Genomic DNA, 15,481 nt, shown 5'->3' on the forward strand with positions numbered 1-15,481 from the left:
GCCGGCCGCTTGGTCAGATGAGACGGCCGACCACGTCGAAGAGGTCGAGCGCAAGCACGGCGTCGCGAGCCAGGAGAAAACCGACGATGCCGACGATCCACGCGGTGGAGCTCGCCGCGTGTTTGGTGACCCAGTCGTTGACGCGCTGCAGCAGCGGCTCGATGGCGCGGTGCGCGAAGATACGCGCGCCCAAGAGGATGAGCGCGGGAAGCACCATCACGAGACAGTAGCCCAAAATGAGCCCCGCCGAGCCCGGCCACCCCGCACCGGATGCTGAGATCAGACCGATGCCTGCGAGGTAGGGGAGCATCGACGCCACTTCGATGACGGCGGCGGTAAGCGCGAGCATCATGAGCGGCGCAACTGTACCGGTGCGTTCTGCGGTGACCGTGCCAGAACCTGCTCCTGATGATGGTGACGTCGCGTCGGCGGTCGTGGCCTCTGTCACACCCATCGCCCGGGCGCGCCAACGCGCAAGGCGACCCGGCTCGCTGGGCTCGGATTCAGCCGTCCCGTTCTTCTTTTTCGTTCCGGTATCCATGGTGAAGCTAAGAATGAGCATTCCCGCGCCCAGCAGAAGCTGCAGCCATCGCGCGAGGGGAGACGCCAGGGCGGCTGAGATTGCGTCGGTGAAGTAGGTTGCCCCGAGGGCGATCATGATGCCGACTGCCGCGTAGAAAGCCGTGATCGTCGCCAGGTAGATGAGCACGCGTCCGGGTCGAAGCCGCCCGGGGGCAAGCAGAAGCCAGACCGGAATGAGGAGAGTGCCGAAGCTCGTCGAATCGATGAGCGCGAGAATTGCGAGCACGCCGAGGAGAGCCGGGCCATGCAGCACGGCGCCGGTGACGAAATCGATGTCCATGGGTACCATCGTCGCGAGCAAGGGTGAGGTGCGTCGTCGGGCAAAGGAGTGATATTGCGCAGCACTCCCACATCCGCGTACATCCTTCGACCGACGTGCAGTAACGCTCGGTGTGCTGAAATAGGCGTCATGGCCACTATTACCCGCGTCGCGAGCCGGGCCGTCACATGGGCGCGCGCGCGGCCGGGCCTGATGCACTGGGGTGGAACCGCACTGTTCGCGGCGGCGTGCACCGTGCTCGTCGTGGCGGGCAACGTCGGCGTCGTCGTCGTCGATCGCGAGCTGGGTCGAGCGGTGTTCGCCGTGCCTGTCGCAATGGCTGTGCTTGGCAACGCGCTGAGGCGCAGGGCACCCGGAGTCGCCCTCGTTCTGAGTCTCATGGCGGTGGGCTTCGATCTGGCGTTGGGAGGGTCGAACGCCCTGATCCTATACGTCATGGACGGGCTCTACTCGGCATCGTGCTACGGGCGCCGCGGCGTTCGCCGTGCGACGTACGGTGTTGCCGTTGCCGGGGTGGCCATGGTGACAGTCGGCCCGATGGCGCAGGGACTGAATGCCGTGGTGCTCGGGGCCCTGCAAGGTATTGCGATCTTCGGAACGCCGATCTGGTGGGGTGCGAATGTGAGGCAGCGCAACGAGATCGCCGAACTCGGTGACGAGCGTCTCGCCCTCGAGCGCGAGCGCGGCGATGACCTTCGTCGCATTGCGGAGCTGCAGCGCGACGAGGCTGTGCGTGACGAGCGGTCGCGCATGGCAAGCGAACTGCACGACGTCGTCGCATCACGTCTCTCTGCCATCGCCCTCAATTCTGCGGCGGGTCTCACGGTGCCCACCACCGGCGACACCGATGCTGCATGGCGGGGCATCGCCGAACGCCAACGCGCCGTGCTCGAGACTGTTCGAGAGTCGAGCATTGGCGCACTTCACGACATGCGCTCGCTCATCACTGTGCTTCGGGCGGGCGATGAACCGCTCGCTGCTGCCTCCGTCGATACGTCGCTTGCAGGGCTTGAACGACTCGTGCGCGATGCCGAGTCGGCATCCGAGATCTCGGTTTCGCTGTCACTGCCTGACTCGGCCTCGTATGACGCCATCGGCGATCCGGTGCGCCAGGCCATTACGCGCATCTGCGGCGAGATCATCGCCAACGCGGTGAAACACGCACCCGGTAGTGTGCTCGACCTGCTCATCGACATTGGTGGCGTCGTACGTATTGTCGCGCGCAACACGATGCCGCATGCCGGCGCGGATGCTGCGGTGCCGAGTGCCGGAATCGGCATCCGCGTAATGCGCGAGCGGGCCGAGGCCTTCGGCGGTGAGCTGGAGTCGTCAGCAGACGACAGCGGATGCTGGCGCGTCGATGCGCGCATCCCGGTGCAGTCCTCCACAACGGGGGCGACACCATGAGGGGCATTCGCGTGCTGCTCGCCGACGATCACGCGGCGATTCGGCTGGGGTTGCGCACCATGCTCGAGAATGCCGGCATCGTCGTCGTCGGTGAAGCGAGCAACGGCGACGAGGCGGTGACGCTCGTCGCAGAGCTCGCGCCCGACGTCGTGCTTATGGACATTCGGATGCCGGGTCGAGACGGCATCAGCGCAACGCGCCAGATCACGCGCGAGGCGCTCGCCGATGTGCTCGTGCTGACGACATTCGACATCGATGAGTTTGTCTTCGAGGCCATGCGTGCCGGCGCTGCCGGCTTCTTGCTGAAGACTGTCGAGCCCGATGCGCTTGTCGCGGCCATCCGGCACGTGGCCGCGGGCGACGGGGTCATCGCCCCCCAGGTCACCCGCCGCCTCCTCGCGGCGTTCGCCGGGGAGGCCGGCCGCGGCACCGCGGGAGGGGCTTTGAGCGCTACCGAAACGCGTCACAACGCAGGGGTGCAGACGCCGTCAACTGTGCGCGATGACGCTGGGCGCGGAGTCCACGAGCTCACCGCGCGTGAACGTGACGTTCTCGCGGCGCTCGGTCGCGGACTGTCAAACCAGCAGATCGCCGCCGAGCTCTTCATCTCAGAAGCGACAGCGAAGACCCACGTCTCGCGTGTGCTGCGCAAGCTGGGCTGCACGTCGCGCATGCAAGCGGCGATCGTTGCACGCGAGAGCGGGCTCGCGTAGCGGACTAGCGCGCTCAGTCTTCGCCGCGCACCACGATCGACTCGGTGTCTACGGCAGCATCCGCCCGATAGACATCGGGCTCGAAGTAGAGCACGCGTGCGGCGGGGACTGCCTCGCGCACGCGGCCCTCGATCGCATCAATGCCTGACGCGACGGTCTCGAGCGTCGCCGATCGCCCGAAGCCCAGCTTCGCAGCGACGAGCAGTTCATCCGGCCCAAGGTAGAGAGTCTTGATGTGGATGAGCTTCTCGATCTCACCATCCGCTTCAACGGCAGACACGATGCGCGCGTAGTCCTCGGTTGTTGCACCCTCGCCGACAAGGAGGCTCTTCGTCTCAATTCCAAGCACGACCGCGACGAGAACGAGCAGGGTTCCAATAAAGAGAGTTCCGATCGCATCGAAGACCGGATTTCCGGTGATCGCTGTGAGTCCGACTCCGAACAGTGCAAACACGAGGCCCAGAAGCGCCGCGACGTCTTCGAGCAGCACAACCGGAAGCTCCGGCGCTTTCGCCCGACGCACGAACTGCACCCATGACCGGTCGCCGCGCACGGAGTTGGACTCTTTCACCGCGGTGCGCAGCGAATAGCTCTCGAGCGCGATCGCGACAACGAGCACCAGAATCGGAAGCCACCACATGGTGAGCTCGTGCGGATGCTGCAGCTTGTTGATTCCCTCGTAAATCGAGAACACGCCGCCGACGCTGAACAGAATGATGGCGACGACGAACGCGTACACGTATCGTTCGCGCCCATAGCCGAATGGATGCTCGCGGTCGGCGGCCTTGCGAGCCTGGTGGCCGCCGAGAAGCAGAAGCAGCTGGTTGCCGGAGTCCGCGAGCGAGTGCACGCCCTCGGCGAGCATGGAGGCCGAGCCTGAGAATGCCCACGCAACAAACTTGGTGACAGCAATCCCGAGGTTCGCCGAGAACGCCGCGATGATCGCTTTGTTTCCGCCTGATGCGCTCATGATGCTCCTCGTTTCGGTAGCACGATCTTACCGGCAGCGCGTGGTCAGGCGACGGCGATAGCGATCTGTTCACGAAGCGGATGCTGGCTGTCGACGTCGAGCAGTGCGGCGACGCCGTCGATCGGCTCAGCATGCAATGGCGGCTGCACGGCACCGCCGAGCCCTTTCTCATGCAGAGCCTCTTCGAGGTGCGTGCGGAAGAACTCTGACTTTGTGGGCAGTGAGCCCACCGCGCTGACGCGTGTGGGTTGGCCCTGCGTCCATCCCGCCCGAACGAGCGCGGACCGCGCGGAGTGCGCCAGTTCGGCTGCGGCGTCGCGCACAATGTGCGTTGCGACCCCGTCGCCCGCGCGGGCGGCGTCGACGGTCGTGCGGCAGAAGGACGCGATGCGCGAGACGCGACGTGGGTCGGACTGCAGCACCATGTAGAGCTCATCGAGACTGCCGAACGTCTGCTCTGCCTGCTCGGTCAGCACTGTCGTCGCGCCTCTGCCGTCAAAAGCGCGCATCACGGCGCTGAGGCCCTCGCGACCCACCCAGTACCCGCTGCCGGCGTCGCCGATGAGGTTCCCCCAGCCGTCGACTTTCGCAACGCCGACGTGCGTGACCGCGAGCACGACGACGCCCGTTCCGACGGCGAGCATGACGCCTGGCTCAGTGTTGTTGGCGGCGAGGTAGCCGCTGACCGAATCGTGCGCGACGGCAACGCGGTGAACGCCGAGATGCTGGATTGCGCTGATGAACCGTTCGGGTGTCGTCGCCGCGGGTGTGAGGCCAGACACTCCGACGGCGACCTCGGCACATGTGGCGTCGTGTGCTTCAGCGAAGGAGAGCACTTCGTCTGCCATCTGGTCGAGAACGGGTCTGTCGGTGAGAACGCCGGGGGCGGATGCTGTCAGTTCGCGCCCCGCATCTGTGATCCCGCGCAGGCGAACACCTGATTGTCCGCCATCGAGACTGAGTCGAGTGATGTGAGTCATGTGAGCTTTCGTGTCAGGCGAGCGTAATGGAGGCGAGAGAGCGGGGAGAGAGCGTGTCCTGAAGCACGAGTGTCGCGGCACCGAGAGCTGCCGCGTCGGTTCCGTTCACCGACATGCGCACGTCGACGCGTTGAACAGCGCGCGCAAAGGCCCGCTCATCGAAACGTCCACAACCGGTCAGGCCATCGCCTGTGAAGAGAATCGTCACCATGGCAGGCAGACTAGCGCAGGTGGGGCGTAGCTGTTCGCTCGTCAATCGATGGTGTGTCACGCGTGCTCACGGTAGAGGTCGGCAAGCAGTGCGACTGCGGCGTGGGTGCCCGGGTGCGGGTCACGCATGCGCCAGATGAGGTTCACCGCAACCGGGTCCGTTCCGCGTAACGGGCGGTAGACGATGCCATCGCGCCGGTACTGGGTTGCCGTCGCCTGCGTGGTGACTCCGACGCAGCGGCCTGTGACGATGGCGGCGAGCCAATCGTCGACGTCGTGAATGTATTCAGTCTGGGGACAATCGTCGTCCGGCCACAGATCGATGGTCGTCGTACCCGTGCGCGGATCGATGACGAGCGTGCGAGTCGTGATCTCTTCGAGGCGGATGCTGCGACGCGCAGCCCAGGCATCATCGGATGCGAGTGCAACATACCGAGGCTCATACCCGACGAGGGCGTGAGCAAAGCGGGTCGTGTCGACCGGCGTGCGCAGGATCGCGAGGTCGCAGAGGCCCTCCGCGAGTCCCGCCGTCGGCGTATTGTGGCGGATCAAGTGCAGCTCGATGTCGGGATACCGATCGTGCCAACGTCGTTGGAACTCGGAGGTGTGGCGACCGAGTGCCGACCAGGTGTGCCCGATCTGAAGCCGACTCTGCCCCGTGGCCGCCACGTGTACGATCTCGTCGGCCTCCGCCAGCATGTGGCGGGCATGCGCCAGGATCTGGATGCCTACGGCGGTCGGGGAGACCGTTCGACTCGTTCGGTGAAGTACCTTCGTCCCGAGCAGCTGTTCGAGCGCGATCAGCGTGCGCGAGACCGTGGCTTGCGATAGGCGCAACTCGATGGCGGCATCCGTAAAGCTCCCGCAATCGACGATAGCGACCAGGCACCGCAGGTGCCGGAGTTCGAGCTGGGAAGCGGCATCCATACGCTCAGTGTATAGACCCTCACGAGTATGCATTATGCGTATACAAGGCAGCGGCCCATAGTCAGAGCATGGCACTTGAGCGCGGCAACCGTGTGGGGCAGGCCGATCAGGCCGATGGTTCGGACCACGTACCCACCTCACGGCGGGCCGGCATTGCGCTGATGCTGGGCAGCGCGCTTTCGAACCAGTCCGGGGCGTCGCTCGCCGCGCTGGCGTTTCCTGTCATGGGGCCGACAGGCGTCGTGGCTGTGCGCCAGTGGGTAGCCGCCATCGTATTGCTCGTTGTCGGGCGGCCACGTCTGCGCGCGTTCACCGCAGCACAGTGGCGGCCGATTCTCGCACTCGCCATCGTGTTCGCCACGATGAATCTGTCACTGTACCTCGCGATCGACCGCATCGGGCTCGGTCTCGCCGTGACTCTCGAGTTTCTCGGTCCGCTTGCCGTGGCCATGGCATCCTCCCGGCGCCGACGCGATGTGCTGTGTGCGCTTGTGGCTGCAGCTGCGGTGGGCGTACTCACTCGACCACAGCCCAGCACTGACTACACCGGAATCGGATTCGCCTTGCTCGCGGCGGTGTGCTGGGCAAGCTACATCCTGCTCAATCGCAGCGTTGGGGCGCGCGTGCCCGGGCTGCAGGACACCGCTGCTGCGGCGGCAGTCTCGGGGCTGATCTATCTCCCTGTGGGATGTGTCGCCCTCTGGCTCAACCCGCCGACGCTCGGGATGATGATGTGTGCCCTGGCCGCGGGTGTATTGTCGTCCGCCGTTCCATTTCTCGCCGACCTTTTCGCTCTGCGACGTGTTCCTGCCCGGTTTTTCGGCATCTTCATGAGCATCAACCCGGTCTTCGCGTCTATGATCGGCATGCTGGTTCTCGATCAGCGGCTCGATGTGGCGTCGTGGCTGGCCATCATCACCATTGTCGCGGCGAACACGGTCTCGGCATCGGGGCCTTCACGGCCACATGTCCAGACAGTAAAGAAGTAGCGAGTTGGCCATGGGATGCGTGATCGGGTTTCGTTTTGGCGTTGAGAACTTTCTGTCTGTGGCGAAGCGATGCTTCGAGATGTAGCGTGGGCGTGTTTTTACGTGGCATCATCGCGATCTGGTTGATCGGATGCTTGTCGCGTACGCGAAGGTTGATGAGCTGATTCTCGTCACGGTGCTGTGAGGGAGAGCGGGTGCGCAAGGCGAGCGAGGAGACTTTTGGGCAGCGGTGGGTTCGTCGTTGGGTACGCGCGCAGTTTCGCGGCGGCGAGAGACCGGCTCCGACACCGGAGGTGCCAGGGCTGAACGTCAACACGCTGAACGATTATCTTGCGTCGGGTCCGTCTGCGCGCTGGGCCGAACGGTGGTTCTGGCTTGCCGCGTTCGTCATCGTTGTCGTCGCCAGCGTGCTCTCCATTGGGCTTGGGGTGTCTGACCCGGCGGAGTACTGGGGAGCCGCTGTCTTCGGCATTGCCCTCCTGCTCTGCGCGTTCAGGATTCTGGCGGGAGTGCGGTGTCTCTTTCGCAACCGGAAGCGTCAGCGGCGACAGTCGCGCCGCTGACGGCATCAGGCCTTCATTCTGAAGTCATAGCGCTCCGGCAGCGGCTCGCTGGGCACAACGCTCTCCCAGAGATCCGACACGGCTTCATCACCCTCGCGCAGGTTCGCCACGTCGATGCCCTCTCGCAGCATCCGTCCCGCCTCGTCGTCGCGTCCCAGCAGATGCAGCGCCTTCGCACGCAAGAACCGCACGCGGCCGAGCTCACGCACCTCGGGCCCTGCGGCCTTAATGACTCGAAGGGCGCTGGTCGGCAGGCCGGCATCGAGCAGAACGCTCGCTGCCTCGATCGTGAGCGCGCGTTGGGCGGCGGGCCGCGCGTTGGTCACCGCCGAGAGATAGTCGTTTGCCGCCCGCGCCGCCCTGCCCGTCTCAGCCCGAAGCCTCGCCCGACCGCGCAGCGCTGGCAAGCTCGGCGAAAGCGCGTACGAGGCAGCGTAGAACGCGCCGGCCCGCTCGACGTCGCCGCGCGCGTGTGCCATTGTTCCCAGATGCATCGTGGTCTGCCACGTGCGCGGCATCGCCTCGAGAAGCTTCTCCCAGCTCTCACCGCGCACGTATGACCCGACGATCTCGCGTGTGCTCGCCTCGGGCAACGCCCCCGTCTCCAACAACTTGAGCCACGGTCGGGTCTCGGCCGTTGTGACGATGAAGGGGGTGCCAGAATCGGCGAGCGGCGGTTCGCCACATCGTTCCCGTCGCGCCTGCTCGAGAGCTCCCCATCCGCTTCCCGAGGCAATCAGCTCACCCGGCTCCACGTCGGACAGCGCCCGGGCTGCGGCGAGAGCCTCGTCGGCATCGGCGGCAGGCCAGAGTTGCTCGACGCGCGCAGCTGCGGCAACAGCATCCGGATTGCCACGAACCGACCCCAGCGCAATATTGCCGTACGCCTCAACCCAGTCCCAGCTTTCGCCCGCGGGCATCACGAGGTGTTCAAACTGCGTACGCGCCAGCCCCGACTGTATCTCTGCGTAGCGCCTGCCATCGGGAGTCAGCCAGCGCTGCCACCGATGCCCGCCGGCACCCTCACCCCAGCAAAACAGCTTGCGCCCTTGCAGCCGATCGGTGGAGAGCATCGCCAGCCCATCGCCATGCTCGTCGGCCGCAGCGACCCACGGCCGCTTACCGGGCACCGGGTCGAAGAAATAGTCGGCGGCGTACGGGGCGCGCGCTGGCGCGAGAACGTCGTCTGTCACTTCGACGCTCGAGATCGCCCCGTCGTAGCCCGTGGCGACAGACGTCGAGCTTGGTGTGACGATGCGCGTCTGATCGGTCTGCGGCACTGCCGCGTTTGTCCACCAGTACATGGGCACGTCGCGGCCCGACGTATTGCGAATGCGCACGTAGGCCAACAGAACGGGGGACCCGGCGGGCAGCCGCAGGTCGACGTGGAACACTGTCTCGCGCAGCCTGTCGAATTCCCACATGCGCAGGATGCTGTCATCCGCCGTATCGACGATCGCGGCGTGCAGTGGGCTCGCCGTCGACGGCGAATGCCCGCGCGTGCCGATATTCCACTCGATCCCTCCGGCGAACCAGGCGTCGCGCAACGCCAGGTTCGCGTATTGCACTGCCGAATTCTCGTGCAGCAGCATGGCGTCGCGGTCCAGGTCGCGAATCGACCAGATACGGCCACCCAGCTGGGGCATCACACGAACGCGCAAGTGCTCGTTCTCGAGCACGACAGATCGAAACTCGGTGGGAACCCGGTCGCGCTCGTACGCATCCTGCATTGTGTAGGGAAAGAGATTGCGCACACCGCCGATCCCCATGCCCGCGGCAATTTCCTCGGGCAGCTCTCCGCTCACGGCATATGGCGGCTCGGACGCGTCCGACACCACGGCGAGCGGATTCGGCGAACCGAGGTCGGCGGCGGGGAGGGTGATCGTCTCGACACGAATGTCGGTCATGGCGGCATCCTCTCTGATGCATCGGCGTTCTCTCGATGGTAGCCGCAGACAGCGCTCGTAAGATGGACGCATGAGTGAGACGACACTTCCTGCCATTGCCATTCTCGGTGCCGGGTCGATGGGCGGCGCGATCCTCTCGGGTCTCGTGCAGCCAAGCGTGCACGTCGACGGAGGCATTCGGGTCACCAACCGAACGTCAGAGAAGGCCGACGCCCTCGCGGAGCTCGACGGGGTGACCTCCTACGCGCTTGAGAAGACTCCGGATGCTCAGGGGCGCGCGCTCGCGGGCGCCAAGGTGGTGATCATCGGCGTGAAGCCGCACATGGTTCCCGATCTGCTGCGTGACATCGCCGACGACCTCGAGCCAGGGAGCATCGTTGTCAGCGTGGCCGCTGGAGTGACCGTAGAGACATTCGAAAGCCTGCTGCCCGAGAGCGTGTCGGTGATCCGCGCAATGCCCAACACCCCGTCGCACGTGGGCAAGGGCGTCACGGGTCTCGCGCCGGGTACGCGATCGAGTGATGACGATCTTGCCCTCGCCCGCGCCGTCTTCGAGACCGTCGGCCAGGTGGTTGAGGTGCCCGAGAGTCAGATCGACGCGCTGTCCACCATTTCTGGTTCTGGTCCTGCTTACGTGTTCTATCTCATCGAGGAGCTCACGCGCGCGGCGGTCGACAAGGGATTCACCCCCGAGCAGGCGGCAACGCTCGTCAACGGCACCTTCGCCGGGGCGACCGAGCTGCTCATGCAGTCGGACAAGACGCCAGAGCAACTGCGCATAGCGGTGACGAGCCCCAAGGGCACAACCGAACAGGCGCTGAATGTACTGCAGCAGGCCGGGTTCGCCGACACATTCACTCGGGCGACGGATGCTGCACTCACGCGTTCGCATGAGCTTGCAGCTGGCTCGTGACGCGATTCGGTCCGCTCGAGGCGCGTGACGGACGTGTGGCGATCGGCGACGCGGGTGCGCACCATGTTCGGCTGACCGAGGCGGGCATTGTTGTGCGCCGACATGGCGAGGAGGCTCGTCACCTCGGGTGGGACGTGATCGAATCCGCGACCTTCGACGTGCGCACGACGAAGTTTCGCTGGCCCGGCACAGTCACGACCGTGCTGATGGGAGCGCTCGGCCTGATCTTTCACGACTGGGGTATCGGTGAACAGGACTACGATGCCACTCTCGATGTTCGACTCAGCGACGGCGATGACGTTCACATCGACATCACGCGGCACCACGTCGGTCGCTATTGGGTGAAACCGGTTCGCGCGACGCAGGCGCTTCTTCATCGCCTGAGCGACGACCCAGAATCCCGGATGCTGTTGCGCGAACCTGAGCGCCTCCTTCAGATGCTCCGCATGTGAACCGGCTGTTCGCTGTCCTCTTGTCGAGGCGCGAGCAGAACACTCCGCGGAGGTCAGCCCAGCGAAGAGAAACGCTCGATGTCCCCGGAAGACCCCGACACGATGATCAGATCGTGGTCTGTGACGACAGTGTCAGCCGTTGCGTAGGTGAACGGCTTGCCCGGAGACTTCACGCCGACGACAGTGACGTGATGCTTGGTGCGCACACCAGACTCCGTGAGGTTCTTTCCGCGGATCGGCTTCGGCGGGTACATCTTCACAAGAACGAAGTCGTCGTCGAACTGGATGAAATCCAGCATCCGCCCATTCACCAGGTGCGCGACACGTTCTCCCGCTTCGGCTTCGGGGTAGATCACGTGGTTCGCGCCAACGCGGGTGAGAATCTTGCCATGCGATTGAGACACTGCCTTGGCCCAGATCTGCGGAATCTTGAGGTCAACGAGGTTCGCCGTGATCAGCACAGATGCCTCGATCGATGAACCGACGGCGACGACGGCGACCGAGAAGTCGCCGGCACCGATCTGCTTGAGAGCCTCAATGTTGCGAGCATCCGCCTGAACAGTGTGGGTGATGCGATCGGACCACTTCTGCACGAGTCCCTCGTCGCCGTCGATCGCGAGAACCTCGCGGTCGAGCCGGTCGAGCTCGCCAGCGCAGGCGGCGCCGAAGCGGCCAAGCCCGATGATCAGGACCGGCGCGTCGTGTTTGATGCGGTCAACCAACGATGGGCCTCTCTTCTGGGTGGCGGTACAGGCGTCCGTTGCTTGTGGAGGCGACAGCTGCAGCCAAGGTCACTGTACCAACGCGACCCATAAACATCGTCAGGGCGAGCACGTATTTTCCTGCATCCGGAAGCTCGTCTGTGAGACCTGTCGAGAGCCCGACGGTGCCGAAGCCGGAGATCACGTCGAACAGCACACGGTCAAGCGGTTCGTGTGTGATCTGCATGAGCAGAATGCACGACACGGCGACGATCGTCGCTGCCCAGAAGAACACCGAGATAGCGACGCGGATCACGTCGCTTGGAACGCGGCGACCGAATGCCGAAATCTCCTGGCGTCCACGAGCTTCGGCGAATGCGGCGAGAACGAGAACGGCAAGTGTCGTCACCTTGATGCCGCCAGCTGTCGATGCGGAACCGCCTCCGACAAACATGAGCATGTCGAGCACGAGGTGGCTCGACCCGTTGAGTTCCGAAATGTCGATGGTGGAGAAGCCGCCTGACCGGGCCATCATTGAGAGAAAGAGCGACTGAAAAACAGTGTCTCCCGCGTTCATCGTGCCGAACGTCTTCGGGTTGTTGAACTCGAGAGCGACGATGCCGACTGCGCCGACGACAAGCAGAATTACCGTCGTTGCGAGAGTGAGCTTCACATGCAGCGACCACTGCCGCGGGCGGGTGAGGTGGCGTTTGAGGGCGAAGATGACGGGGAACCCGATGGAGCCGAGAAACACTCCGACGAGCAGGATGCCGAGAAACCACGTGTCGTTTCCGAAACGTTCAAGCCCGAGCTCGTTGGGTGTGAACCCGGTGTTCGTGAACGCCATAGCCGAGTAATAGATGCTGTGCAGTGCAGCTTCGCCCGCAGCAATGCCGTCGAGGAGCATGCGTGCGAAGAGCAGCACGGCGAGCCCCGCCTCAATGACGAGAAGACTGACGACAACGGTGAGCAGAAGGCTACCGATATCTCCGAGTCGCACGGCCTGGCCCTCGGCCACGGGGCCGTGATGCACGCGAAGCGGATTGCTGTCGGAAGCGGCAACGAGTTTGGCTCTCAGTCCAAGCCGCCTGGAGATCACCATTCCGAGGATCGACGCGAGAGTCAGTACCCCGACGGCTCCGATCTGTACGCCGAGCACCACGAGAATGTCGCCAAACAACGACCAGTGGGTTGCCATATTCACTGTGGACAGGCCCGTCACGCAAATCGTCGACATTGCGGTGAAGAACGCATCGGCCAGAGGAGTCCACGTGCGGCTCGCCGAAGCGGCGGGAAGGCTGAAAAGAAACGTGAAGAGCACGATGAGCGAACCGAACACCAGAATGGCAAATCGTGAGGGAGAGCGCGTGGTGAAGTCGTTCACTGTCTCTCGCAGGCGACCGAGCGCGGTGCGGGAAAGCGGTGACGCAGAAGCGCGGCGTCTGCGTGCCATGAAACCTCACTAGGACTCGGGTCTATACGCCTCGCAATGGTACTCCGCCGCGGGACTCACTAACCTTGATGCATGGCCGACATCTTTGACGTTATCGCAGACGGAACGAGACGTGACATCTTGCGCGTGCTTCTCGACCGTCATTCTCCCGACGACAGCGGCGTTGCGCGTGGTACGAGCGTTTCAGAAATTGTGGCGCAACTGGGTCTCAGCCAGCCGACCGTCTCGAAGCACCTGAAGGTGTTGCGCGAGGCCGGACTCGTCGAGGTGCGTGAAGAAGGCCAGCACCGCTACTACTCGCTGGACAGCGAGCCGCTCGAGGCAATCGAAGACTGGCTCATCCCGTTTCTCAGCGTCGACTTCACCGAACAGGATCTCAAACGGGAGATCGAGGCCCATCTGCCGGAGCAGGCACGACAGGTCGCCGACGCAATCGGTCATGTGGCTGCGGGCACCCGCAAACGCGTGTCCAGCGCCGTGACTGCCATGGGTAAGCGTTTCGGTCGATCCGGAGAGTAGCTGTCTCGTGGCGACCTGATCCGCCGAGTCGTTCTTTGCCGTGTTCACTTCGACGAGAAGATGTAGTATGAGTGCTACATTTTGTACGTGAACTCGGATGGAGTGACGGGTGGAATCATCACAGGCATCATCACGCACGCCGATCATCTCAGTATCTGATCTGCGGATGAGCTACGGGGAAAAGAGGGTGCTCGATGGCCTTCAGCTCGACATCTACGAAGAAGAGATCGTGGCCATGCTGGGGCCGAATGGGGCAGGCAAGAGCACGACAATTGAAATTCTTGAAGGATTCCGCACGCCTTCATCTGGTCGTGTTTCTGTCTTGGGCAGTGACCCCGTGCACGGTGACGATGGCTGGCGGTCCCAGATCGGCATGGTTCTGCAGGCTTCCACTGACCACGGTAAATGGCGTCCACGCCAGCTGTTGACGCATCTGTCTGATTTCTATCGACCGTACGTCGACCCGTGGTCTGTCGACGAGCTGCTCGACATGGTTGGCCTTGGGGAACAGCACAACCAGAAGCTGCAGACGCTTTCGGGTGGGCAGCGACGCCGTCTCGATGTGGCACTGGCGATCATCGGGAAACCATCCCTGCTGTTTCTTGACGAACCGACGACGGGGTTCGACCCGCGCGCTCGCCGAGACTTTCACGACCTTATCCATCGACTGAGCGACATGGAAGGCATTACGATCATGCTGACGACGCACGATCTTGCTGAAGCCGAGGCGTTGGCCAGCCGCATCGTCATTCTTGCCGGCGGTCGGATCATTGCAGATGGCACCCCATTTGAACTTACGAGCGCCGTGTCGCGAACCGCGGAGATCAGCTGGCGCGAGAACGGGCAGCAGCAACTTCATGTCGCAGAAGACTCAACACAGTTCGTGCGTGAGCTGCTGGCGCATGATGACGACGTGACCGATCTTCAGATTCGGCGCGCAACACTTGAAGACGCGTACTTGTCGCTCGTCGAGGAGTTCGAGGGCGGCGGCACGATCGAGGCGACGGCATTCGAGGAGGTCACGCGATGACGACAGTAATGAGGCGAACGCCTCGGTTCAATCCGACGGTCAACACCTACAGGGCCGGCCTGCGGCGCGGGCTCATATCGGCTCGCATTCAACTGACCACTCCGAGTGAGATCGTCGGCACTGTCGTGATGATGGGGCTGATGGTGGTGGCGCTGGTCTTTTTGTCACAGGGCACCTTCGCCAGCGCATCTGTTGACCTGGGGGCGATGGGTCTCCCCGGCGTCATCGCGATGGGCGTGTTGTTCAGCGGTGTGATGGGTATCGTCGGAGTTCTGTCCATGGATCGCACGAATGGCACTCTCCTTCGTTCCAAATCCGTCCCGGGTGGAACAACGGGCTATCTCGTCGGAGAGATCACGGCAAACCTCATCTCCACGGTGGTCTCCGCACTTCTCATGCTGATTGTGGGTCTGCTGCTCTTCGACGGCCTGGAATTCGCGTCGCCCCTGCGCTGGCTGCTGTTCGCATCAGTGCTCGTGCTTGGCTTGATCTCGACCCTCGCGATCGGCGCGGTTCTCGGAGCACTCGTCTCTAACCCGAAGTTCATGGGGTTTGTGATGATGCCCGTCATGGTGCTTGTGGGCATCTCTGGAATTTTCTACCCGATCGTGGCTCTGCCGGGCTGGCTGCAGGGAATCGCGCAGGCGTTCCCGCTGTACTGGTACGGCCTCGGGCTGCGGGCCTCGCTGCTGCCGGATGCGATGTCTGCCGTCGAGATTTCGGGGTCGTGGCGGCTGGAATGGGTGTTCATTGTTCTGGCAGTCTGGGCGGCGGTGTGTCTCTCGCTTGCACCGAAACTTCTGGGTCGCATGGCGCGCAGAGAGTCGGGATCGACACTTGCCGCACGGCGCCGGGACGTACAGCAACAGTGGGGGGTGTAGCCGA

General features: G+C 63.8%; 17 protein-coding genes. 9 read left to right on the top strand and 8 right to left on the bottom strand.

Features of this window, described 5'->3' with window-relative positions; genetic code table 11:
• Positions 1–13 precede the first annotated feature (13 nt).
• Positions 14–862 (bottom strand): GAP family protein, encoded by an 849-nt coding sequence (locus tag HCR76_RS01435; protein WP_166985503.1) that lies wholly within the window; start codon positions 860–862, stop codon positions 14–16.
• A gap of 129 nt (positions 863–991) precedes the next feature.
• Here HCR76_RS01435 and HCR76_RS01440 point away from each other — a divergent pair, with 129 nt between their 5' ends.
• Entirely contained in the window at positions 992–2,269 is a 1,278-nt protein-coding gene (locus HCR76_RS01440) for a sensor histidine kinase (RefSeq protein ID WP_166985500.1), read from the top strand.
• The gene (locus HCR76_RS01445) at positions 2,266–2,982 is read left to right on the top strand and encodes a response regulator (protein WP_166985496.1); all 717 of its coding nucleotides are present in this window, start codon (positions 2,266–2,268) and stop codon (positions 2,980–2,982) included. The genes HCR76_RS01440 and HCR76_RS01445 overlap by 4 nt, the downstream gene beginning before the upstream one ends.
• A 13-nt stretch (positions 2,983–2,995) precedes the next feature.
• Here HCR76_RS01445 and HCR76_RS01450 read toward each other — a convergent pair whose 3' ends face one another.
• The 4 genes from HCR76_RS01450 to HCR76_RS01465 are packed head-to-tail and all read right to left on the bottom strand — an operon-like array spanning position 2,996 to position 6,069.
• Positions 2,996–3,952 carry a cation diffusion facilitator family transporter gene (locus HCR76_RS01450; protein WP_166985493.1) on the bottom strand — a complete coding sequence of 319 codons (957 nt, stop codon included), beginning with the start codon at positions 3,950–3,952 and terminating at the stop codon, positions 2,996–2,998.
• A gap of 44 nt (positions 3,953–3,996) precedes the next feature.
• Positions 3,997–4,932 carry an N-acetylglucosamine kinase gene (locus HCR76_RS01455; protein ID WP_166985490.1) on the bottom strand — a complete coding sequence of 312 codons (936 nt, stop codon included), beginning with the start codon at positions 4,930–4,932 and terminating at the stop codon, positions 3,997–3,999.
• A gap of 13 nt (positions 4,933–4,945) precedes the next feature.
• Positions 4,946–5,143: a hypothetical protein gene (locus HCR76_RS01460; RefSeq protein ID WP_166985487.1), complete on the bottom strand. Its 198-nt coding sequence runs from the start codon at positions 5,141–5,143 to the stop codon at positions 4,946–4,948.
• 56 nt (positions 5,144–5,199) lie between these two features.
• A complete protein-coding gene (locus HCR76_RS01465; RefSeq protein WP_166985484.1) occupies positions 5,200–6,069 on the bottom strand; it encodes a LysR family transcriptional regulator in 870 nt (289 codons plus the stop codon).
• 68 nt (positions 6,070–6,137) lie between these two features.
• On the opposite strand from HCR76_RS01465, the gene HCR76_RS01470 reads away from it, so the two are divergent.
• Together HCR76_RS01470 and HCR76_RS01475 are read left to right on the top strand one after the other, a co-directional pair.
• Positions 6,138–7,058 (top strand): EamA family transporter, encoded by a 921-nt coding sequence (locus tag HCR76_RS01470; RefSeq protein ID WP_244971452.1) that lies wholly within the window; start codon positions 6,138–6,140, stop codon positions 7,056–7,058.
• A gap of 194 nt (positions 7,059–7,252) precedes the next feature.
• Positions 7,253–7,621 carry a hypothetical protein gene (locus tag HCR76_RS01475; protein WP_166985482.1) on the top strand — a complete coding sequence of 123 codons (369 nt, stop codon included), beginning with the start codon at positions 7,253–7,255 and terminating at the stop codon, positions 7,619–7,621.
• A 5-nt stretch (positions 7,622–7,626) separates the two neighbouring features.
• Here HCR76_RS01475 and HCR76_RS01480 read toward each other — a convergent pair whose 3' ends face one another.
• Positions 7,627–9,528: a DUF5107 domain-containing protein gene (locus tag HCR76_RS01480; protein WP_166985479.1), complete on the bottom strand. Its 1,902-nt coding sequence runs from the start codon at positions 9,526–9,528 to the stop codon at positions 7,627–7,629.
• 70 nt (positions 9,529–9,598) lie between these two features.
• Between HCR76_RS01480 and proC the strand changes: the two genes are divergently transcribed.
• The gene (proC, locus tag HCR76_RS01485; RefSeq protein WP_166985476.1) at positions 9,599–10,441 is read left to right on the top strand and encodes a pyrroline-5-carboxylate reductase; all 843 of its coding nucleotides are present in this window, start codon (positions 9,599–9,601) and stop codon (positions 10,439–10,441) included.
• Complete coding sequence (locus HCR76_RS01490; RefSeq protein WP_166985473.1) at positions 10,438–10,893, top strand: hypothetical protein; 456 nt, start codon at positions 10,438–10,440, stop codon at positions 10,891–10,893. The genes proC and HCR76_RS01490 overlap by 4 nt, the downstream gene beginning before the upstream one ends.
• A gap of 53 nt (positions 10,894–10,946) precedes the next feature.
• Here the strand turns inward: HCR76_RS01490 and HCR76_RS01495 are convergent, their stop codons facing one another.
• Both HCR76_RS01495 and HCR76_RS01500 read right to left on the bottom strand, forming a co-directional pair.
• Positions 10,947–11,615: a potassium channel family protein gene (locus tag HCR76_RS01495; RefSeq protein WP_166985470.1), complete on the bottom strand. Its 669-nt coding sequence runs from the start codon at positions 11,613–11,615 to the stop codon at positions 10,947–10,949.
• On the bottom strand, positions 11,608–13,047 hold the full coding sequence (locus HCR76_RS01500; RefSeq protein ID WP_166985467.1) for a TrkH family potassium uptake protein: 1,440 nt from the start codon (positions 13,045–13,047) through the stop codon (positions 11,608–11,610). Before HCR76_RS01500 ends, HCR76_RS01495 begins: the two co-directional genes overlap by 8 nt.
• A gap of 72 nt (positions 13,048–13,119) precedes the next feature.
• Here HCR76_RS01500 and HCR76_RS01505 point away from each other — a divergent pair, with 72 nt between their 5' ends.
• The 3 genes from HCR76_RS01505 (at position 13,120) to HCR76_RS01515 (ending at position 15,477) form a co-directional block, all read left to right on the top strand.
• Positions 13,120–13,566, top strand: coding sequence for an ArsR/SmtB family transcription factor (locus HCR76_RS01505; protein ID WP_166985464.1), 447 nt, complete (start codon positions 13,120–13,122; stop codon positions 13,564–13,566).
• A gap of 109 nt (positions 13,567–13,675) precedes the next feature.
• A complete protein-coding gene (locus HCR76_RS01510; RefSeq protein WP_244971453.1) occupies positions 13,676–14,596 on the top strand; it encodes an ABC transporter ATP-binding protein in 921 nt (306 codons plus the stop codon).
• Positions 14,593–15,477 (top strand): ABC transporter permease, encoded by an 885-nt coding sequence (locus HCR76_RS01515; RefSeq protein WP_166985461.1) that lies wholly within the window; start codon positions 14,593–14,595, stop codon positions 15,475–15,477. Before HCR76_RS01510 ends, HCR76_RS01515 begins: the two co-directional genes overlap by 4 nt.
• The last annotated feature ends 4 nt before the right edge of the window (positions 15,478–15,481 follow it).

The organism is Paramicrobacterium chengjingii (genome assembly GCF_011751765.2).
In the GTDB taxonomy this organism is placed as follows: Bacteria; Actinomycetota; Actinomycetes; order Actinomycetales; family Microbacteriaceae; genus Paramicrobacterium; species Paramicrobacterium chengjingii.